Here is a 21,342-nt window from a genome sequence, read left to right on the forward strand (position 1 = left end):
GAATCACCTCAAAACGTGTCAAGGTCGGGAATGTCGTCCCACGCTGCTGCCTCAGGCAGCGATTGGACCGGATTGATTGGTGTCGATGACCTTGTCTCTGCCGGCGATTCGGCAGCGCTAGATGTTTCCTCGGTGAGGCTAAATCGGCGTAGCGGCGTGACGGGAGCAATGCTCGCGAACTGCAAACTGTTGTACAGCGACTTGTTTTCAACCTGGCGCTCGAAGGCAACGGCCAACGCGCCCTCCGGCGTGAAGGTGCGCATGAATTGCTTGAGCCGTTGCGCATCCTGCTCGTCACTGACAGATGTGCGGTAGCGTCGGTCGTATTCCTGCGTCAGAGCTTTCCGTTCATTTTCGGTAAGTTGACCAAGGCCGTTCAGGCTCGGGCAAACAGCCTGAACCCATTGGTCCTTCACGCGTACATAGACGGACGATGCATCCCACGGGTCGTACCGGACCGGGAGCCGTTGACCAGCGACTTGGAACGACTGGAACGCAGGGTTGTGGTAAAGCCTCTCGTTCACTTTTACGCCGCGCTGCGGATGAACTCGACGCAAGCCTTCTCGGTCAACCGGAGGGCATGTGGCAATCAGGAAGTCGCGGTTGAACTGGATGTGCAGGTGTTCCCGCGAACCGCTCTCGCGCAAGCCGCGCAGAAATGCTTCGCGCGGGGACTCGCCCAGAACGGGATGCTGCTCCTGGTCGTAGTATTCCGTAGCCCAATACTCGACCCCGTAATAGAGTGGTTCGAGCGTCCACTCGGCGAGATTCTTGGGCAGATGCGAACCGGAAACCATCCGGACGTGCTTTGTGGCCTTCGTGTTGCCCGCGAGGCCGTGGATGTAGTCGACGTTCAGTCGGCCGAACATACGCTCGAGTACCGCGCCGTGACGGGGGTTGCCGGACGGGCGAAAGCGTAGATGACAACCCATTGCCTTGAGAAAGGACTTGAATGCGTCGGACCGGAAGTCGCTGCCGTTGTCGACGAGGACCAGTTCCGGCAGTCGATTGAATCGCCGGACCATGTCGCGAATCACCATCATCACAGAGTGGTAAGACGGCGGGTCATACGTCAGGAACATGCCCACAATGCGCCGCGTATAGGCGTCCACGGCAAGGGACAACCATGGCCTGCCGAGATTCTTGCCCGTTCGGCTGGAGAGGAGCTCAATGTCCAGCTCCGTGTGGTCGATATGTACGAACTGGAAGGGGCGGCTGCCATTTATCGGTGTGTGATAGTGAAGAGCGTCCACGAACGCATCCTTCTGGTATGCCAGGCGTTTCCCTTCTCGAATCCGGATGTCGTGATTGGTCGCTTGCGACTTGATGTGCTTAATCAAGGTCGGGTACGAAGGCGCCTGCACGTTTTCCTGCGCGCACACCACCACCAGATGTCGATGGCAGGTCTTGTAGTTAATCGCCTTGCTGTTCCGCCAGTGCTCGTCGATGACGCGGTCCATCAGGTCAGTCTGCTCATCACTCAGACGGGCGGTGTGATTTCCGCGCGCACTTATGTGCGGCACCAGAGCGAGAATCTCATGGTCACCATTGGCTCGCGCGATGGCCTGACAGGTGTTCCAGCGACGCAATGTGCGCGCGGAAACCGTCGCCGTTGCCGATTCCGACTGGAGTAGCGTCTGGCGCCGAAGTGCTTCCGCGTACTCGTCTTCCGTATATCGGCTCAGACCGAGGTTGGCAGGCGGTGCTGCCTCGAGGACCCGGATGCGATTTTCGTCATGAGCAGCAAGGAGCCAGTCACGCTGAAGCTCCATGGTCGTATGGTCCTGTCTGTTGCAGACCACGCTCTTTTCGCCGACCAGCGTGATGGTCAGTTCCTGACCTTCGAATTCGAACCGGGTGCCGACGGCGACATGAAGCGCGAAGCGCTCGTAGCCGGGCGGCGTTGCGCGATGCGACTCCGCATACAGGAACTCGCGTAGCGTTGTGTCCCGGTAGATTCGAAATCGCCGGGGATTGCGCAACGACTCGCGGTCAAGGTCTGTCACAACGAGCTGGTCAGCGATAGCCTTGTTCAACTGGTCGGCACTGAGCGCGTACGGCGGCTCCAGCAATTCATAAAAGTGAAGCGCACCATGTTCCTTCAGGCCGGCATCGAGGCGAGCGAGGACATCCTCAGGACACGGTTCTGCCGCCGGGAGATAATAGTCGGCAAGATGCTGCAGATTTTCGATACGGCGCCGGGGAATGGCAGCATCGCTGCGAATCCGATACCGAATACCACGTTCGGCGAGCTGCTCCTCGATTTGCGGCGAACACCAGTTCCCATCGGCATGTCGCTGGTAGCGATAGGGGTACTTCTCGGCCAGCCGGGTCAGCTTTGCCTCGGACTTCCATTCCTCGAGCGTAATGCCGTCCTGGCAAATGACGAGAAAGTCCGGGGTGTGATGAATCGCACGGATTTCACCAGTGGCGTCGTCGAGCAGGGTGAGCTGCAACTTGCACGGCTGCGGATAAAACTCCAGCACATGTTTGTCGTATTCGAAACCGATAGCGGCAGCGAACTCGATGCCGTAGCTCTCTGTGGCGATTTCGCACGCCATCTTCCGGCTTGCCACGTAGGTAATGACATTGCCTCCCCGGGAGGCCACATCGCGCACGGGCGCGTGGATGCGAGCTTCCTGGACCAGCTTGCGGCCCGCGGGTGGCGTGCCCAGATGGTCTAACAGGTCGGTCAGTTGCGCCTTGTTCAGCATTACGTCCTCACAGAAATTGCTTACAAAGGACGTGTAGTGCCCCGGGTATCTGACCAGTCGTATACGACCGATTAAACTGTGCGAGAATTCGCGCTTCCTCGAAAATTAGCGGCCAATTCAAGGTAAAGGTGCAAGGATGGATGAGGTACCGCTCAAGAGAACCGCATCCCAAGCCGACTCGTACGGCTCGTGGGAGGAGACGGCGAAGGAATTGATAGTGGAAGAGATGTCCCGGAAGCGCCTGACCTACAAGGAACTGGCGAGGCGACTGGAACAGTACGGGATTGATGAATCGCCGAACCAGATAAATCGGAAGGTCAACCGGAAGCGATTCTCGGCGGCTTTTCTGCTGGCCTGCCTGGCGGCGATGGAAGTCAAGTCCATTCGGATTATTTAGGGACTGACTGTGAGCGCTCTGAGCGTCTGCCCAGAATCCGTGCGGATTTAACCACCTGAGCCGATTTGCCCGTCGCATGGCACCCTCACTACGTACCCTCTCATAAAAAGGGGACGATGCCGTGGTCCAAAGGGCCATAGCACATTAGGTGCGACATGCTCAGGTCGGCGTTGCGCCGACTTTCAACCTAGCAAATCTGGTGGACACGTTCAAGATTCATTGACGCGCAATGTGCCTCGGGCGCGTCGCCATGACCGCGCATCGCAGCTACGAACACGTCTTGTCCCCAAAAATTGTCGACAAATCCGTGGATAGGTTTTTGATGAGTTTGCTAACTCATTGACGTGGCTGGATTTTCTGGTGATGAGCGCTGGGTGAGCGTCGAGTGGAACATATACACATCCGTCTGTTGATGGCGATGACCTTCACAGATGCCGTCGCGATTCGAACATCGTCCTCGGCGACATCAACCCGGTGCGATATGCACGGGCGAGACGGATACTCCACGTCTCCGGGCGCGGTCACAACGCAGCCCATGTGCTTCGGACACGTCCTCACATGTGAGCAGCAGTCGTTCGCCGACCAAGTCGCCAATGAACGGTTGCTGCTTGACGGAACGCACGCGTAGGTGATGTCACCAGACAACCTGGGAGCCACAGGTGCCATCCAGCGTGAAAGTCTCCCGACCATTGCCTACGTGCCGGGGGATGTCTTGAGAAGCTCGAGGTGCAAGCTAAGCAGCGTAGCTATGCAGAGGTTTGGCCGGTTTCCCGGGATGACGGTCAAAAAAGAGTAATATTTCCACTTAACTTAGGGAAAGCACCAAAAAAAGTTTCCACGCAATTCGCATTTGCAAGAAGAGAATAAACTCCTTGCGGGAGCATCACAGGTAATAGCGCAATCAATATCGTGGTTCAACCTGGGTGGCGTCGCCCACAGTAATGGCGACTCGGTTGAACCCAGTACAAATAATGAGGAACGGGGTGATGACGCAAGGACAAGCAGACGACGCTGAGGATTTGACGACCGACATCGATGTGACGCAACCGAGCGTTCAGGTTATTGCCGACCTGACGATAGGATATGCGGCGATTCAGAATAACGTTCCGGTCATTCGTGAAATTCTGGTCACGAACGATGGGGAGGCGACGCTCTCTGATGTCGAACTGCTCGTCAGATGTGTACCGGCCTTTGCCGAGAGCGCACGTTTCCGCTTCGAAGCATTGGCGCCTGGCGAGAGCCGCCGTCTTGCTCCCGTCGACCTGCGTCCTCACCACCAGTATTTCAGCCAGCTCGACGAATCTGAGCGGGCCATCGTCACGGCATCGTTGCGTGTTCAGGAAAAGGAGCTCGTAACGGCGACGCACAACATCGATGTACTCGCCTACGACCAGTGGGCTGGTACGCGCTCGTTGCCCGAACTGCTGGCCGCGTTTTGCATGCCGAACTCGCGGGTCGTAGACAAGCTGCTCGCTCGAGCATCGGGGTTGCTGCGCCAGACATCGGCCGACCTGTCCATGGACGGGTACCAGTCCAAGAATCGCGAGAGGGTTTGGAAGCAGGTGTCGGCTATCTACAGCACGATAGTCGCAGAGGACATTCAATACTCCAACCCGCCAGCATCGTTCGGAAACGACGGCCAGAAAATCCGGACGCCGGAACGCATTCTGGATGGCAAGATTGCGACCTGCCTGGACCTTGCCATGCTGTTCGCGTCTTGCTTGGAGCAGGCTGGACTGCACCCTGTTGTGCTGTTCAAGGAAGGCCATGCCTGGGTGGGTGTTTGGCTGATTGAGACTAGTTTCCCGACTGCATTGGTTGACGATGTTCAGGCGGTTCGCAAGCGGGTGAAATCTGGCGAGCTCATGGTCTTCGAAACCACTGGCGTAGCAGGTGGACAGAAGCCGTCCCTTCGCTGGGCCTGCACCCGTGGTGAGGAACACCTGAATGACGAAGCCGACTTCGCGTATGCCGTCGATGTCCGGCGCGCACGCGAAGTTCAGATTCGTCCGCTCCCATCCCGGTCATCGCAGGTAGATGTGCAGAATGTCCCGATTGCCAAGGTCGACACGCCCATCATCGAGGACGTACCGCCATTGCCACGACTGGACCCCGTCGTCATCCCCCTCCGCGATGATGTCATGCCGGAAACTCCAGAAGGCCGCCTGGCGAAATGGAAGAGCAAGCTGCTCGACCTGACGCTCCGCAACAAGCTTCTGAATTTCAAGCCGACGAAATCTTCGCTGCGGGTCATCTGCCCCGACCCGAGTGCCCTGGAAGACCGGCTTGCGGACGGAAATGAATTCCGCGTTCGTGCGAAGCCGAAGCTGATGTCCGGTTCGGACGGTCGCGACGCCAATGTGTATGCCGGTCGGAACGGCACGGCCGCAATGGATGACCTCGCAACTGACGCACTCGGCCGGAACGAAATCGTCACGGATGTCGAGGAAGAGGCGCTGGAAGGCCGGCTTCTCGAAATATTCCGGACTGCCAGCACAGGCATGGAGGAAGGCGGTGCCAATACGCTGTTTCTGGCTTTCGGGATGCTGGAATGGCAGGAGAGCAAGGATGCCGAATCCAGCCACCTGGCTCCGATTCTGCTAATCCCCGTCACGCTGACCCGCCAGTCTGTCCGAAGTGGTTTCCGATTAGCCCGTCACGATGACGACGCGCTCGTGAACCCGACGTTGCTGCAAAAGCTGCAGCAGGACTTCAGCCTGAAGCTGCCGTCGTTTGACGTCTTGCCTGCCGATGACCATGGTATCGACGTCAACGGAATTCTGCAGACCTTCCGCCTGCATGTAGCTGAGTTGAAGGGATGGGAGGTCAAGGAACAGGTCCATCTGGGTATCTTCTCGTTCACGAAGTACCTGATGTGGAAGGACCTCCAGGACCGTCAGAAGCAGCTCCAGGAAAACAGCGTTGTTGCCCATCTGATTAACAACCCCGGCAAGGCATTTGCTGACAGCGCAACGGGCTTCGAACCTGGCACCCTGGATGAGAAATTCCGGCCTCAGGACCTGTTCACCCCGTTGCTGTCGGACTCGTCGCAGTTGCGTGCCGTTTGCGTCGCCGCCGAAGGCAAGAATCTAGTCATTGAAGGTCCGCCGGGTACGGGCAAGAGTCAGACCATCTCGAACCTGATTGCGCACCTGTTGGCTACCGGGAAGACCGTGCTGTTTGTCTCGGAGAAAATGGCCGCGCTGGAGGTGGTGCATCGCCGGCTCAGCAGCCTCGGTCTGGGACCGTTTTGTCTCGAGTTGCATTCGTCCAAGGCAAAGAAAGCAGATGTTCTGAAACAGCTCGGCGTCGCGCTCGATGCAGCCGGCACACGCACAGTGAAGGACTGGGAGCGAGAGTCAGAACGGCTACTGACGCTTCGAGCAGACCTCAACGGAGTCGCGCGTGCGCTGCATCACATCCATCCGAACGACCTGACCATTTACGATGCCATCGGAACCAGCCTGCAGTATGCGGAATGTCGACCAGGCGCGATGCCATGGGCCGATGCAGATGTACATGACCGTACTCAACTCGAGACACTGCGCGAGACCTGCCGCCAGATGGGAGCATTGGCTAGCCAGTTGACCAGCTTGCAGAACCACCCTCTGGCGGTCATTCACAGGACTGAGTGGACTCCGACGTGGCAACAGGAGTTTCTCGATGCGGTTTCGGTGTGCGAAGCCCAAATCAGGAAGCTGGACGAGGCCGCGTCAAACCTGCTAAGTCAGCTGGGCCTTCCCGGGATTGCGTTCTCCCTGCATGGATTGAGCAAGTTCGATGTACTGGCCGACGTGCTTTCCGCCGCACCCACTGTGCCGGTCGATGTTGCCCGGTCGGCGCATGACGAGTCCGCTCGCAACCGATTGACCAACTTGCGGCAGCATGGCGTGGCGCGCAATCAAGCGTGGGAACCGCTGAGCAAACACTACGTGGATGACGTTGCCACCCTGAACGCGTCCGAACTGAAGCTGCAATGGGCGGCAGCAACCAATACCTGGTGGCCGAAGAGCCTGTTTGCCCAGCGCGCGGTTACCGGAAAACTGCGTCTGTATCGGCAAGACCAGCGTCGCCCGCAAGGTGGAGATGTGCCTGCTGTCATCACGGCACTGACAGCCGTCAACGCCGAAGACAAGGTCATCGAGGCCATGTCGAACGACGCGATGCAGCTGCTGCATGAAACGTTCGCCGCGTCGAAGACGGACTGGACTGCCGTTGAATCCGCCGAGCGGTGGGCAACATCCTTTGCGGACGCGGTAACGGCGATTGCCGGCAATGACATCGAACTGGCTCAAACGCTTCGCACGAAGCTGCAGCCATTTGTTTCCGACAACCGGAGCATGCTGAAGGCAGACATGTCTCTTGGCTCAAGTCTATTGTCATACCGCGATTGCTATCGAGATTTCGCGGCTCAGCTCCGCCGTGTTGTTGAGCTCGGACACTGCCAGGCCGAACTTGATTTGGACCCGACTGCAGCCGGCGTGACTCCTCGACTGTTGAGCCTGCTTCAGGGATGGCAATCTGCCTCGCGACAATTGCAGCCGTGGTGCCTGTGGCGGAAGTCCCGCGCCAATGCAATTAGCAGCGGATTGCAGGGAATTGTGGACGCACTGGAGGCTGGCGAGGCACCGTTGTCTAGCGTGGCGGTGTTCTTCGAATACAGCTACCAGAGCTGGTGGCTGCGAAAAGCGATTGACCGGGAGCCCGTACTCTGTAACTTCGCGAGTGCCGAGCATGACCGTAAGATTGCCGAGTTCAAGGAGGCCGACGAGCGTTTCCAGAAACTGACCCAACAATATATTGCGGCCAAACTGGCGGGACAGATTCCGGCGGGCGTAGAGGTTGCGCCCGGCGCAGATTCTGAGTTGGGGAAATTGCGACGCGAACTGCAGAAGCAGCGCAAGCACATGCCGATTCGGCAACTGGTGCAAAACCTGCCGAGCTTGATGACTCGGCTAAAGCCATGCCTGTTAATGTCACCCTTGTCGGTCGCTCAGTATCTGGATGCATCGCACGCCCAGTTCGATGTGGTCATCTTCGACGAGGCGTCGCAGATTCCGGTGTGGGATGCCGTTGGCGCAATTGCTCGTGGTAAGCAGTTGGTCTGCGTCGGCGACCCGAAGCAACTGCCGCCGACCAGTTTCTTCTCCCGGTCGGATGACTCGGAGGATGGAGCGGATAGCGACGATGTCCAGGACTTGGAGAGCATCTTGGACGAGTGTCTCAGTATCGGCCTGCCTGAGCTTCGGTTGAATTGGCACTACCGAAGCAAGCATGAAGGGCTGATTACCTTCAGCAATGTCACGTACTACGACAACGAACTGGTCACGTTCCCGTCGCCAGTGACAAACGACCAGAGCGTGTGCTTTGAGCGCGTACAGGGTGTCTACGACCGCGGCGGCTCACGCACCAATCGGGCGGAAGCCGATGCCATCGTCAAGGCGATTGAGCGGCACTATCTGGACTCGGCGAAGCGGCATCTGACGCTTGGCGTAGTGACCTTCAACCAAGCGCAGCAAAGCCTGATTGAGCGGATGCTGGATGAGCGCCGCCGGGCATCTCAGCAACTGGACCAAGCTATTGCGCAGGCGGCGCAGGAGCCGCTGTTCATCAAGAACTTGGAAAACGTCCAAGGTGATGAGCGCGACATCATCTTCTTCTCCATTACCTATGGCCCAGATGCATCGGGCAAGGTCAGTCTCAACTTTGGGCCGTTGAACCTGGAGGGTGGCCATCGGCGTCTTAACGTGGCCGTATCGCGTGCCCGCGTCGGCGTCATGATTTTCAGCACGCTGCTTCCCGAGCAGATTGACCTGTCGCGCGTCCGAGCCGCCGGCGTACGAGACCTGAAGAACTATCTGGAGTTCGCCATTCGAGGCCCACGCGCCTTGGTTGAGCAAAGTATGCCGACTGGACGGGAGCCCGATAGCCCGTTCGAGCGGCAAGTGATTTCCGCCCTTCGTGAGAAAGGTTGGACGGTCCACCCGCAGGTCGGCGTGTCCGGATACCGGATTGATATTGGCGTGGTCGACCCACGTGCGCCGGGTCGCTATCTGCTGGGTGTCGAATGCGATGGTGCCATGTATCACTCCGGCGCTACGGCGCGCGACCGTGACCGCCTCCGACAACATGTCCTGGAGGGGTTGGGCTGGGAACTGTACCGCATCTGGTCTACCGACTGGTGGCTGAATCCGGAAGAGCCGATGCGAAAGCTTGTGGCCAGACTGGAAGAGTTGGTAGCGACGGTGCCCACCGAGGACGAACCGGCGGTTGAACAGCCAGAAGAAGCTGCGCACGAGGAAGAGTCGCATACCTTGTACGCCGGAGCCCAATCGGTCGTGGAGCCGGTTGCTCCTGTCGCGCGGCTTCCCGAATACGAACTGACCAGCCTGGATAAAGGCAATCCAGACCTTTTCTACGAGGGCGGCTCGATGTCGATTTTGGTCAGCCAGCTACTCCAGGTAATTGAGACGGAAGGGCCAGTATCGCAGGCAGTGGTATTCAAGCGCGTAACGCGGGCCTGGGGACTGTCTGTTGATGTCCACGCAGAACTGACCCACCTAAGGCAGTAATTTTCATCGAATTTTGACCCACGTGATTGAATGCCCTGCTCAATCTTTGAGCAGGGGATACAGAGGTGATCACGGTGGGCATATTGGCCAAGATCAGGCGGATGTATTTCCGCGAGAAGGTCCCGCTGCGCGAGATTGCGAGGCGCACGGGCCTGTCCCGGAACACGGTGCGCAGCTGGCTTCGGCAAACGGATGCCGTTGAGCCGAAGTACCCGAAGCGCGTCAGCCCGAGCGTCGTCGACGAGTGGGCCGCGCAACTGACGGGCTGGCTGCGGGCAGACAGTCATCGCCCGAAGCGTGACCGGCGCACGGCCCGGTTCATGTTCGAGGCCATCCGCGGCGAGGGCTACGCCGGCAGCTACGGCCGCGTCAGCGCCTTCGTGAGACGCTGGCACGAGGAGCAGGCTGAAGCCCCGCGCAGGAAGGCCTATGTACCGCTGGCCTTCGAACCCGGCGAAGCATTCCAGTTTGACTGGAGCTGCGAATACGCCTTCATCGGCGGGTTGCGGCGACGCCTGGAGGTCGCCCACGTCAAGCTCAATGCCAGCCGGGCGTTCTGGCTGGTCGCCTATCCGACCCAGAGTCACGAGATGCTGTTCGATGCGCACGCCCGCGCATTCGCCGCGTTCGGCGGCGTGCCGCGCCGCGGCATCTACGACAACATGAAGACCGCCGTGGACAAGGTCGGCCGCGGCAAGGAGCGCGCGGTCAACGCCCGCTTCGAGGCAATGTGCGGCCATTACCTGTTCGAGCCGGAATTCTGCAACCGTGCCGCCGGCTGGGAGAAGGGCATCGTTGAGAAGAACGTGCAGGACCGGCGCCGCCAGATCTGGCACGAGGCTGCGCTACGACGCTGGGAAACGCTGGAGCTTCTGAACGAATGGGTCGCGGGCCAGTGTCGTCAGGCCTGGCAGATGCGGCACCCGCAGTGGCCCGAGCTGACGGTCGAGGACGTGCTGCAGGACGAGCGCACCAGGCTGATGCCCAATCCACGCCCGTTCGACGGCTATGTCGAGCAGACCCTGCGGGTGTCGTCGACCAGCCTCATCCACTTTCAGCGCAACCGCTACAGCGTGCCCACCGAGTATACGAACCAGCTGGTGAGCGTGCGCTGCTATCCGGCATATCTCAGCGTCGTCGCCGACGCCCAGGAGATCGCACGCCACGAACGCAGCTTCGAGCGGCACATGACCTTCTACGACTGGCGCCATTACATCACGCTGGTTGAGCGCAAACCCGGCGCGTTGCGCAACGGCGCTCCGTTCGTCACGATGCCACAGCCGCTGCAGCAGTTGCAGCGACACCTACTGAAGCACCCGGGAGGCGATCGCATCATGACGCAGGTGCTCGCCGCGGTGCGCGAACACGGACTCGATGCCGTGCTGCTTGCCGTGCAGGCAGCGCTGGACTCGGGACGCCCCAGTGGGGAGCACGTTCTGAACGTGCTGAGCCGGTTAAAGGCGCCCACCACGAGTACCAACCTCGCGACGACGAAACTCCAGCTTACCGAAGAGCCGGCTGCCGACGTGAGCCGCTACGAAACCCTGCGCGCCAACCCACCGGAGGACCGTCATGTCTAACGACATCGCCGCCCAACTCAAGGGGCTCAAACTGCATGGCATGGCGAGCACCTGGCCAGAGCTGCTGGCGCAGTCGCGTCACACGGAGTTCGACCCGGAGCGCTTCATGAAGCAGCTGCTGATGGCTGAGACGGCGGAGCGACAGGTGCGCTCGATCGCCTATCAGATGACCGCCGCTCGCTTCCCGGCTCACCGCGACCTGAAGGGCTTCGACTTCGCGCAGGCGCACGTCGACGAAGCGCTGGTTCGAGAACTCAGTGACCTGTCGTTCCTCGCAAGCGCACACAACGTCGTGTTCATCGGTGGCCCCGGCACCGGCAAAACGCACCTCGCCTCAGCGATCGGAATTGAGGCCGTGCAGCGCCACGGCAAGCGCGTGCGCTACTTCTCGACCGTCGAGCTGACCAACGCACTGGAGCAGGAGAAGTCCATCGGCAAACAAGGCCAGATCGCCCATAAGCTGATGTACGTCGACCTGGTAATCCTCGACGAACTGGGCTACCTGCCGTTCAGCCAGACCGGTGGCGCATTGCTGTTCCACTTGCTCTCGAAGCTGTATGAACACACGAGTGTCGTGATCACCACCAACCTCAGCTTCGGCGAGTGGGCGACCGTGTTCGGGGACGCAAAGATGACGACGGCGCTGCTGGACCGCGTCACCCATCACTGCCACATCGTCGAAACGGGCAATGAATCCTGGCGCTTCAAGTCCAGTTCTGCCAAGGCGAAGGCAACCAGAAAGAGAGCAGCAAAAGCCGCAGGCAGTGAGGAGTTATCCACACCGGAATAGATGTACTACGCTGTCTCGGGGTGGGTCAGATTTAGATGAAAACGGTGGGTCAAGATTCGGTGAAAATCAACATTTTGGACTCCAACGGTTGCCCCTCGTCGGGCACTTTGGCCGTATGACTACGGTTGGCTATGTCGCCGGCAGATGCAAGCATCTGTAAAAACTCGCGCGTCTCGATGACCGATTTCGAGCGCTCATATGGGGTTGTCATCCGCCGCTCCGACAAGCAGTTGCTTTGTAACGTCGCAGTGCGATGCCACGCTGTTCAGCTCACACCACCGTTGCCACACGTAGTCTGCGTCTCTTGACCAGCCGGCCGCTCCAATGAGTTGGTAAATGCGCCCTGAGCAAGTCTTGCCGCGTAAGGTGTGACGGTCGAACGCGACGATTCTGGAACTGACGCGCCCCGTGTGGTCGCGCTCGTCTGCACCGACAAAGTGTCGCGCACCGTCCTCGGTCTCCAGAATTCTCCATCGCTTTAGCGAGACTTCGGGTTCGTCGGTCACGGACGCGATTGTCCAGATTGGCATGGAAATCTCCTTGTTCCCGGCGGGCTCTTAGCGGGCGTGCGAGCTTTCCCTCCGAGGCCGCTCCTCGAGCGGTTCTTCCATGCTAGTGGCAATTTTGTTGCGTTAGAGCGGAAAACATAGACTATTTTATCGGTGATTTTCGAGGACAGCTTATGCTTTATTTCGTACCGATGGGGCAGCTTATTGTTTACTGCGGAGAGGCTGACGGACGGTAGAGAAGCTGTTCGCGGACAGCTTATGCTTTATTCTGCGGGCAGGTTACGACGGATGAAATGCACAAGTTGTCCACCTGGACACGTTTCGCTTCAGCTTTATCGGAAATTGGCTGTACGTTTGAAGGTTTGGTTCGCGGTGGCAATCGACCGCGATTCGACGCGAAAAAGCCGACCCAGTGGGTCGGCTTTTTCGTTTCTGATAAATCGGCATGCCCAGTTCAGTCCGGGCACCTTCTAGCCCCTCTGACGTCTGTCCATGATGCCTCGGATGCCGGTCATGGCCTCACGGGCATCCGGGTTGAACGACTGCGCCGGCGACCGATCGACCGGCACGCAGCAGTTGCTCGACGATGGCCGTTTTCAGGGCGACGTTGTTCGGGTCGTACAGGCCTGCGACGGCGTGCACCCGCCAGCGCAATCGTAGACGCCCGTGTTGCCTTTGTCGGTCGACGAGCAGGTGGCCGTGTTGCACGAGCGGGCAAACGGCGGCATCGCGTGGCCGTTCAGGATTGAGGTGTTGCCTTCGCCGGTCAGCGGGATATGGCTGGCGTTGCGTGCACCGGCGCGCCGAAGTTCAGGCAGTCGACGGCGCCGTCCTTGGCGTAGTCGGCCGGGTTCGGACTAAAGAAGACCGTGCAGTTCGCGCTCAGGTGAAAAGTCGACGTTCGTCCGGTTGCGTATCGAAATCGTTGTCGGTCACTGCTGTCTCTGTCCTGGTCTTGTGATCGTGTCGATGAGGCGATACCATCGGCAGGATTGATGTTATACGATGACACGATGATATTATCGCTGAATGCACCAGCGTTCCCGCCAGTGTCTGGCAGAGAACAAGCCGTCATACTGCGCTTACACGCGGTATATAAGGTTATTTTGGTTGCAGGTGTACTTTTGGCTCGCCTCAAAAGGCAGGAATTTCCTATGGGGCAGCGCAAAAATCCTGTATAGAAAGTACGATGTCATACGTTAAAATGCGCGACCGATGCGTCGGGCGCCACGTAACACACTCAATCCGCCCAAAAATGCCCGGAACGTACAGGCCCGATGCCCGGGACGTCCCACGACATGCCGTCAAGCGGCCAATGACCAAGCAGAGACAGGAAAGCAAGATGCGCAACATGACGGTACGAGCCAGCCTGCTCGTGGCACTGACGATGTTTGGGGTGGTGATCGTGATTGGCGGCATCGCCGGCGTCGTGTCGCTGCGGATGGCCAATGCGAACGCGCAGCGCCTGCACGAGATTGCGCGGCAAACCATCCTCGTCAACGACGCCTACAAGGACAGCACCCGCACGCGTTCGGCGCTGGTGCGCGCCTATAGCGCGCTGAAAGAGCGTAACGACACGGCGACGCGCGATTCGGCCTTGCAGAGCGCGAACCGCACCTTGGAACGCTCCGCGAGCGAAACCCGCGCGTATCGCGACGCAAGTGCGTTCGACGGCATGGATGCGGAGCTCAAGCGCCGGCTCGTGGCGTCGTCGGACGGGCTCGCCGCGCTGCTCGCGCGCGCGGCCGACGCGCTGCGCAATAACGACACTGCCGCCTACGTGACCATCAATGACCGCGACGTCACCCGCGCGGGCATGGTGTACTCGCAAAACGTCGAGAAGCTGCAGACACTCGCGAACACCCTCACCGAACAGGCGCTCAACGACGGCAACGCGCGCTACCAGTGGATTGTGGGCTTCGTGGTGGTCGGCGTCGGGCTGGCGCTTGCGCTGGTGGTCGTCGCGCACGTCGCGCTCGCGCGCATCGTGACGCGCCCGCTCGGCGAAGCGGTGGCGGTGCTCGACCGCATCGCGTCGAACGATTTGACCGTGCGTGTGCCGGAGGCGGGCCGCAACGAAATCGGCCTGCTTTTCGCGGCCATGCGGCGCATGCTCGACGGACTCTCGCGCACCGTGAGCGGCGTGCGAGACAGCTGCGACGCGATCCACACTGCCGCGCGCGAGATCGCCGCCGGCAATCTCGATCTGTCGAGCCGCACGGAGCAGCAATCGGCGTCGCTCGAGGAAACCGCCGCGAGCATGGAGGAACTGACCTCGACGGTCAGACAGAACGCGGCGAACGCCACCGAGGCGAGCACGCTCGCGACCGGCACGGCGGACCTCGCGCGCCGGGGAGGCGACGTGGTCGGCCGCGTGGTCCGGACCATGCAGGACATCAGCGCAAGCGCGCTCAAGATCGCCGAGATCACGAACATGATCGACAGCATCGCGTTCCAGACCAACATTCTCGCGCTGAACGCGGCCGTCGAATCGGCGCGCGCGGGCGAACAGGGGCGTGGCTTCGCGGTGGTCGCGGGCGAGGTGCGAACGCTCGCGCAGCGCAGCGCGAACGCCGCGCGCGAGATCAAGGAACTGATCGGCGCCTCGATGAACGAGGTGCAAAACGGCAACGCGCTCGCGGCCGAAGCGGGCGCGGCGATGGAGGAGATCGTGGGCGCCGTGCGCAACGTGGCGACCATCTTGGTGGAAATGACGTCGGCCACGAGCGAGCAGAGCGCCGGCATACAGCAGGTGGGCATCGCCGTGAGCCAGATGGATCAAGTCACGCAGCAGAATGCGGCGCTCGTCGAGCAGGCCGCCGCCGCCGCGGATGCGCTGGAGCATCAGGCGCAATCGATGAAGGATGCCGTGGCGGTATTCCGCCTCGGCGAAGCTTGACGGGTTTTACCAACGATAAAAAAGGACGAACGGTGGAGCGCCGCCGCGTGGCGCTGGCACTCTCGGGCAACTGCTCGATGCAGCGGGCGAGCAGCCCGAACGCTGCATGCACGAGCATCGCTTTTGTCTCGTCGACGGAGGTGTGTCGACGGACGCTCTCATGTCGAATAGTGACAGTGCTTCCACCTCGACTTCACCTGCTGCGCTTGCTCCATGCCACCGCTTCTCGATTCCATGAAACAGCAGCTTCGTCCACCGATCACGCGCTCGTCGTGATCGCGCGTCCTGGATGGTCTGTGGCACCTCAGCATGTCGATGCCCGACGGAGTGCCCGATTCATTGGCCGCACGAATTCTGAAGGATGTGTTTGCGCCGATGTTGCGTCGCGGCGTCGCCTGACCGGTCTTCGCGACGAACGAGATGCCGATGCAGGCCCGCCGCCGATCGTCGCAGTATCCGTCCACATCTCTGCGAACCCCGGAAGCATCGCGGCGAGGCCTGACTATCGAGCCGCCATCGTCAGCGCCAGAATTGCTCCACCCATTGGCAAACACGCTGCCACTCGGCCGTGCGCATGTACGCCTGGGTTTCCTTCTCCAGCTCCGGCGCCTTATGCCAGTCGTCGAGGCCGATGAATTGACTGAGCACGAAATTGCCGCGCTGGTAGTTGGCGTTCAGGATCTGCCCGGCCTGTTGTGCGGCGACCATCGCCGTCGTATCCATCGTCAGCCCGAGCAGCGCGGCTGCCGGTACGTTCCCGCTTTCGGCCGGCCACAGCCATGTCGAAACGCCCCAGTCCAACGGGTTGCCGACCGCACTCGGCGGAATGCCCGCCGGGCTGGTTCCGGTGCCGAGCGACAGCAGGCGCATGTCGTCGAGACTGCCTGCGCGACGGCTGGCCAGCGCCTCGGCGATCGCCGACAAAGAAGGATTGTTGGCGAACACGCCGCCATCGGCGAAATAGCCGAGCCCGGCGATTTCGTACGGCGGGAAATAGGTCGGTGCAGCCGACGTGGCAAGAGCGGCATCGAACAGGCTGACATTGCGATAGGTGTTGCCGTTTCCGTTGGACAGCGTGCACGGCGCCCAGCTCTTGACTGACGGATCCCACAGGCGTGCCGAGTTGATTGCGACGAAGCGCGACAGATCGGCCAGCCTGCCGTTGCCCACCAGCGATCTGGCGATCTGCTGCAGCCCGGTGTTGACATACTGGCATTGGAAGAAGCCGGGTCCGGCGAAGACCGTGCCCTGTTCGACGGCTTGCTTTTGTGCGAGCCATGCGTCGTTTTCCTGAAAGATCACCGAACCCTTCGTCCTGTAGATGTCGACGATCTCGGAAATGGATACGCCGTTCGCGAGCCCGAGGGCGATCAGGCCGCCCGTCGAGGTGCCGGCAAAGCCGTCGGCGCGCGCGATGATCTGACTGCGCCGGTCGAGATCCTGGATGAGCAGGGCAGTGATCAATCCCCGGATACCGCCACCATCGCAACTGAGAATCTTGAAGGTCATGGTGTTGCCTTTTTCGATCGTGAGATGAATGTGAACGGCGCAACCCGGCGGGCGTCCCGCCCGTGTCGCCGGGCGGGCGCCTGCTTCCTGCGCTGGGTCGAAGCCGGAAATTCGAGCAAACGGACGAAGCGTTCTGCGTTATTGCTCGTCGAACTTCACATCGAGCACGGTGTACGCGTCCCACGCATATAAATACGCGTTGTCCTTCGAATAGATCGAGAGTTTCTGATGATTGAAATCGGAAATCAAAACCGAGCCTTGCCGCGTCCAGCCGCGCGCGCCGATCCAGTTATAAAAACCGACGTAGGCATTGTTGCTGACCGACATATACCGGCTGGTGCCGAGGATCCGGTAATACGTCACGCCGTTATAAGGGTACTGTTCGAGCGTCAGCGCTTTCGCGGCGGAATCGACCAGAATGGCCCATTCGCCGCTGTTTTGCCCCAGCCAGCCCAACTGCACGCCATCGTGATAGAGCGCCATTTTGAATGTATCGACGGCGCGGGCAGAAACAGGGACGGTATTGGCGAATTCGGCAAAGGTCCCGTGCGGCTGGTTTTCAATCGGATTGAGGTTCATTTTTTCACCTTGAAGAGGTTGGATGCTTCCCCGTGCCTTCGAGAACAGCTGCATGCGCCGCGGACGCATGCGCGCCGGCATCGTCAAAGGCCGCGATTCCGGCGAATTTCGTGGTGCTCCGATCTGGCTCGGCAATAGCGGATCGACCATGGCGGCGGACGACGCCGATGCTCACGTCCGCGACGGCGGGACATGCGGGAGCATGGCTTCATGGAAGGCCCAGGATTCGATTTCCTTCTGTGTGGTGGTCTCGGGTATCGCTGTTTTATTGTCGATCGATTTGATACCAGTGATTTATAGGAAATGAAATGCCGGATGACAAGGTGTGCAAAAGAGGAAAATCCAATCGAAATTAAAACAATGCCGATCGAATTGCGTATATCTGAAACATTCGAACCTGGCCGGCTTATCGGTGGTTGGGCATGCTTGGGATGATCGAGGTGCGATGAAATCGCTCGCGTTCGGAGGCGGACGGAATTCTGTCCGCTTGGCCTTAGCTATCCTGCTTGTGGTTCGAGGTGCAGACGAATCTCGGCCCCGAAATTCCCGTTTCAGAAATCGGTATCGCCCGATCAGTTTTCCCGATCGCGAACACAGGTGTTGCCCTGCGCGTGGAACGCGGGCGGACATTCGGGGGCGGCGAGCGTGCCGGTCCTGCCGTTGCATCCGAGGCGGTCGACGCCTGCGGGACAGGTGATCGCCGACGTGGCCGGCGCGGCCATCGCGGCGACGACCGCAACGGGCGCGCGCATCTCGTCCGCGCGCGTGCGCGCCGCTGTTGCCATATCGTTCGGCGAAGCCGACGCCACCGGTGCGCGCGATTCATGCGCGGCCTGCCGCACGGCACCGTGGCGCTCGCTGCGCGGCGCCTTCGCCGGCGCACGTGCCGTGTGTCCGACCGGCTGCGACGCCGCTGTGGGCGTCGCAGCGACGGTGGCGGCCCGATGCCGATGGGCGGCCGCATAGGCGATGGCGGCTGCGGCGATCGCCACCGACGCATAGCGCAGCACGGTGCGGCGCCGTTTCGGTCGCCGCGCGATTGCGTCGCCGGAGCCGAACGGCGTGTGTCCGCCGGTGCGCGCCGTCGCCAACGGCGCGTGCCGCGCGGTGTCCTGCGAGACGTGGCCGCGCTCGGCTGCCGGCCGCGGCGCGACGGTGAACGTTGTGTTTTCGTCGGCTGCCCGCGACGCGGGCCGCACCGGTGCAGGTGCGCGCGATGATGCCGGCTCAGCGGCTTCCACCACTTCGGCTGCCTTTACGATGCTCGCGACCGGCATCGCGACCACCTCCCAAGTCGGCGCGCTGGCGCGCTCGACGGTTCGCGCGGCCGTGGCGCCCGGTATCGCCCGCGGAATCAGCTCGCGCTCGTGCGCGAACGCACGCAGCCACGCCAGCGGCCACGGTTCGCGGCCGCGCGTCGACAGCAGGAGCTCGAGCGCGTCGGCGCCGCAGATCTCGACGCGCGGATCGACGCGAATGTGCAGATTCGATCCCGGCGGGATTTCCGGTTCGAACAACACCGCGCCTTTCGGATAGGAGACCGCTTCGCCGTCGGGCCGATGTTCCGACATCGCGTTGCGCAATGCCTGGTTGTTGCGCAGCGCCTGCAGGTAACCATTGCCCACGCGCCTGGTCGATCCGTCGGCATAGTTAAGCGTCCATTCGCCGTTTTCCTGACCGGTGACGGGCGCGCGGAAGCCTTTGACTTCGAGTTGCAACGTCGTCGTCTCGGTGCCGACGAGGATGTCGACCTGTCGCCCGTTGACCGAGATGTCGCAGAGGATGACCGCCGCCTGTTCGCGTTCCGCGAGCCAGCGAACGACGCGCTCGAGCGCCTGCTGCTCCGACGAATTCAGTTCCTCGGTGCTGCCGAAATAAAGTTCGATATTGTGCATTGTCGATTCGATCGCGCGGCAGCATTTGCTGCCGCTGAACGGTTGGCCCCGGACCGTATTCAAGCACGATTCGCGGGATCGGCGGCGGCTCGCCGCGCGCGGCCGCCACCGCATCCGCTGGCAACGTTTCCATCGAGAAATGTCGGGAGCGGCGCGATCGCAATCAAGTATCCTGTGACGCAGCCGGCGCCGCGTTTCATCCGTCAGCCGGAACAAACACAAACCGATTTCGCCCGACGGCGGGCGTCCATCATGACCATGCTGCGTTCGTGGGGTGCGATTCTCTCGTTGCTGATGCTTGCCGCGTGCGCGAGCCTGCCGCCGCAGGTCGACCGCACGCCGACGCATGCCTACACCGATACCGGCAACACGCGCCTCGGCGTCGCGTTCCGCGCGCAGGCCGCCACCCACCCTGGGCAGGACGCGTTTCATCTGCTCAGCGATCCGGTCGACGCACTCGATGCGCGCGTGCTGCTCGCCGATCGTGCCGATCGTTCGCTCGACCTTCAGTACTACATCTGGCACGACGATCTGACCGGTCACGCGCTCGCGGACGCGATCATCCGGGCCGCCGATCGCGGCGTGCGCGTGCGTGTGCTGCTCGACGATCTCGGCACCAACGCCGACGACCGCAAGCTGCTCGAAATCAGCTCGCATCCGCACATCGAGATCCGTCTGTTCAATCCGGTCGCGACGCGCGAGTTCAAGAAGATCGGCACGGTGCTCGAATTCTCGCGGGTCAACCGGCGCATGCACAACAAGGCGATGATCGCCGACAACCAGGCGGCGATCATCGGCGGCCGCAATATCGGCGACGAGTATTTCGGCGCGTCGTCGATGCTCGAGTTCGGCGATCTCGACGTGGTCGTGCATGGCCGCGTGGTCAACGACATCTCGACCGAGTTCGATACGTTCTGGAATTCGCCGTATGCGTATTCCGTCGGCGCGCTGGTCGGGCACGACGCGACGCCGGGCAGCCTCGATCGCGAGCGCGAGCGGCTGCGCGATTATCTGCGCGCGATGGAGGACAACCCGTACGTGCTCGAAGCGCGCGAGCGGCTCGACCGGATCGTGCATGGCGAAGGCACGGAGCTGTCGTGGGGACGCGCGACCGTGCTGTATGACGATCCGGCGAAGATCGCACGCGCGCCGAACGACAGCGAAGGGCACCTGCTGCCGCAGCTGCGCGCGCTGGCGCTGCGGCCCGAGCACGAGCTGTTGATCGTGTCGCCGTATCTGGTGCCGGGCGCGGCGATGATCGAACGGCTGCGCGCGCTCACCGCGCGCGGCGTCCGCGTGACGATCCTGACCAACTCGCTCGCATCGACCGACGTCGCGGCCGTACACGCCGGTTACCGGCGCTATCGACGCGAGCTGGTGGAAGCGGGCGTGCGGCTGTACGAGCGCCGGCCGTCAGGCGACAAGAGCATTTCGAAGCGGCTGATCATCGGCTCGTCGCGCGCGTCGCTGCATGCGAAGACCTATGTGTTCGATCGCAAGAGCGTGTTCATCGGCTCGATGAATCTCGACCCGCGCTCGCTGAGGCTCAATACCGAGATCGGCGTTTACTGCGAGAGCCCGGCGCTCGCGGCACAAGTCGCGGCGGACCTGGAGCCGCGGCTCGATCGCATCGCGTGGCGGGTCGAAGCGACGACCGATCCGTCCGGCACACGGCGCCTCGAGTGGATTCAGACCGACGAGGACGGCAAGGTGACCGAATTCGACCACGAGCCGGAAGTGTCGACGGCACGACGCGTCGAGGTGTGGTTTCTCGGCTTGTTCCCGATCGAATCGCAGCTGTGACGCGGCGTGCGTGAAACGTGCACGGACAGCCGGCTCGGCCAAGTGCCGGGCGGAACGGCGCGCATCCGGGCACGCGCGCGTCGCGCCCGGCGCGG

General features: G+C 61.2%; 12 protein-coding genes and 1 pseudogene. 7 read left to right on the plus strand and 6 right to left on the minus strand.

Translation table 11 applies throughout. The features are described from left to right. Positions 1-8: 8 nt before the first annotated feature. Positions 9-2,714 carry a DDE-type integrase/transposase/recombinase gene (locus WJ35_RS22455; protein WP_060091827.1) on the minus strand — a complete coding sequence of 902 codons (2,706 nt, stop codon included), beginning with the start codon at positions 2,712-2,714 and terminating at the stop codon, positions 9-11. A 136-nt stretch (positions 2,715-2,850) separates the two neighbouring features. On the opposite strand from WJ35_RS22455, the gene WJ35_RS22460 reads away from it, so the two are divergent. The 4 genes from WJ35_RS22460 (at position 2,851) to istB (ending at position 12,053) form a co-directional block, all read left to right on the plus strand. Further along, on the plus strand, positions 2,851-3,111 hold the full coding sequence (locus WJ35_RS22460; RefSeq protein WP_038742734.1) for a DUF6471 domain-containing protein: 261 nt from the start codon (positions 2,851-2,853) through the stop codon (positions 3,109-3,111). 986 nt (positions 3,112-4,097) lie between these two features. After that, positions 4,098-9,683 carry a DUF3320 domain-containing protein gene (locus WJ35_RS22465; protein WP_230459748.1) on the plus strand — a complete coding sequence of 1,862 codons (5,586 nt, stop codon included), beginning with the start codon at positions 4,098-4,100 and terminating at the stop codon, positions 9,681-9,683. Positions 9,684-9,784: 101 nt separating this feature from the next. Next, positions 9,785-11,263 (plus strand): IS21 family transposase, encoded by a 1,479-nt coding sequence (istA, locus tag WJ35_RS22470; RefSeq protein WP_233621336.1) that lies wholly within the window; start codon positions 9,785-9,787, stop codon positions 11,261-11,263. Next, positions 11,256-12,053: an IS21-like element helper ATPase IstB gene (gene istB, locus WJ35_RS22475; RefSeq protein WP_011875575.1), complete on the plus strand. Its 798-nt coding sequence runs from the start codon at positions 11,256-11,258 to the stop codon at positions 12,051-12,053. Before istA ends, istB begins: the two co-directional genes overlap by 8 nt. Before the next feature lie 49 nt (positions 12,054-12,102). On the opposite strand, the gene WJ35_RS31520 is transcribed toward istB, so the two are convergent. Together WJ35_RS31520 and WJ35_RS32335 are read right to left on the minus strand one after the other, a co-directional pair. Then, positions 12,103-12,264: a BPSL0761 family protein gene (locus tag WJ35_RS31520; RefSeq protein WP_155121959.1), complete on the minus strand. Its 162-nt coding sequence runs from the start codon at positions 12,262-12,264 to the stop codon at positions 12,103-12,105. Between the two features lie 892 nt (positions 12,265-13,156). Further along, a pseudogene (locus tag WJ35_RS32335) lies at positions 13,157-13,454 on the minus strand (endopolygalacturonase); the annotation flags it as partial. 450 nt (positions 13,455-13,904) lie between these two features. On the opposite strand from WJ35_RS32335, the gene WJ35_RS22480 reads away from it, so the two are divergent. Beyond that, positions 13,905-15,461, plus strand: coding sequence for a methyl-accepting chemotaxis protein (locus WJ35_RS22480; RefSeq protein ID WP_069240603.1), 1,557 nt, complete (start codon positions 13,905-13,907; stop codon positions 15,459-15,461). Positions 15,462-15,980: 519 nt separating this feature from the next. Here the strand turns inward: WJ35_RS22480 and WJ35_RS22485 are convergent. Both WJ35_RS22485 and WJ35_RS22490 read right to left on the minus strand, forming a co-directional pair. Next, positions 15,981-16,970 (minus strand): patatin-like phospholipase family protein, encoded by a 990-nt coding sequence (locus tag WJ35_RS22485; protein ID WP_034194994.1) that lies wholly within the window; start codon positions 16,968-16,970, stop codon positions 15,981-15,983. 138 nt (positions 16,971-17,108) lie between these two features. After that, positions 17,109-17,549, minus strand: a complete 441-nt coding sequence (locus tag WJ35_RS22490; RefSeq protein ID WP_041494097.1) for a hypothetical protein — start codon at positions 17,547-17,549, stop codon at positions 17,109-17,111. Between the two features lie 22 nt (positions 17,550-17,571). On the opposite strand from WJ35_RS22490, the gene WJ35_RS22495 reads away from it, so the two are divergent. Next, positions 17,572-17,856, plus strand: coding sequence for a hypothetical protein (locus tag WJ35_RS22495; RefSeq protein ID WP_043292103.1), 285 nt, complete (start codon positions 17,572-17,574; stop codon positions 17,854-17,856). Between the two features lie 265 nt (positions 17,857-18,121). Here WJ35_RS22495 and WJ35_RS32340 read toward each other — a convergent pair whose 3' ends face one another. Beyond that, positions 18,122-19,792, minus strand: coding sequence for an NERD domain-containing protein (locus WJ35_RS32340; protein WP_311732193.1), 1,671 nt, complete (start codon positions 19,790-19,792; stop codon positions 18,122-18,124). On the opposite strand from WJ35_RS32340, the gene WJ35_RS22505 reads away from it, so the two are divergent. After that, positions 19,697-21,247 carry a phospholipase D family protein gene (locus WJ35_RS22505; protein ID WP_011881684.1) on the plus strand — a complete coding sequence of 517 codons (1,551 nt, stop codon included), beginning with the start codon at positions 19,697-19,699 and terminating at the stop codon, positions 21,245-21,247. The genes WJ35_RS32340 and WJ35_RS22505 overlap by 96 nt on opposite strands. Positions 21,248-21,342: the final 95 nt, after the last annotated feature.

Source organism: Burkholderia ubonensis (genome assembly GCF_001718695.1).
Classification (GTDB): domain Bacteria; phylum Pseudomonadota; class Gammaproteobacteria; order Burkholderiales; family Burkholderiaceae; genus Burkholderia; species Burkholderia ubonensis_B.

Coding starts and splice junctions, on each gene's coding strand:
- WJ35_RS22480 (WP_069240603.1), top strand. CDS start 13,905: ATGCGCAACATGACGGTACGAGCCAGCCTGCTCGTGGCACTGACGATG.
- WJ35_RS22505 (WP_011881684.1), top strand. CDS start 19,697: ATGACCATGCTGCGTTCGTGGGGTGCGATTCTCTCGTTGCTGATGCTT.
- WJ35_RS22495 (WP_043292103.1), top strand. CDS start 17,572: ATGCTTCCCCGTGCCTTCGAGAACAGCTGCATGCGCCGCGGACGCATG.
- WJ35_RS22465 (WP_230459748.1), top strand. CDS start 4,098: ATGACGCAAGGACAAGCAGACGACGCTGAGGATTTGACGACCGACATC.
- WJ35_RS22490 (WP_041494097.1), bottom strand. CDS start 17,549: ATGAACCTCAATCCGATTGAAAACCAGCCGCACGGGACCTTTGCCGAA.
- WJ35_RS31520 (WP_155121959.1), bottom strand. CDS start 12,264: ATGACAACCCCATATGAGCGCTCGAAATCGGTCATCGAGACGCGCGAG.
- WJ35_RS22455 (WP_060091827.1), bottom strand. CDS start 2,714: ATGCTGAACAAGGCGCAACTGACCGACCTGTTAGACCATCTGGGCACG.
- WJ35_RS22460 (WP_038742734.1), top strand. CDS start 2,851: ATGGATGAGGTACCGCTCAAGAGAACCGCATCCCAAGCCGACTCGTAC.
- istB (WP_011875575.1), top strand. CDS start 11,256: ATGTCTAACGACATCGCCGCCCAACTCAAGGGGCTCAAACTGCATGGC.
- WJ35_RS22485 (WP_034194994.1), bottom strand. CDS start 16,970: ATGACCTTCAAGATTCTCAGTTGCGATGGTGGCGGTATCCGGGGATTG.
- istA (WP_233621336.1), top strand. CDS start 9,785: ATGTATTTCCGCGAGAAGGTCCCGCTGCGCGAGATTGCGAGGCGCACG.
- WJ35_RS32340 (WP_311732193.1), bottom strand. CDS start 19,792: ATGCGTCGGCGTGCGGTCGACCTGCGGCGGCAGGCTCGCGCACGCGGC.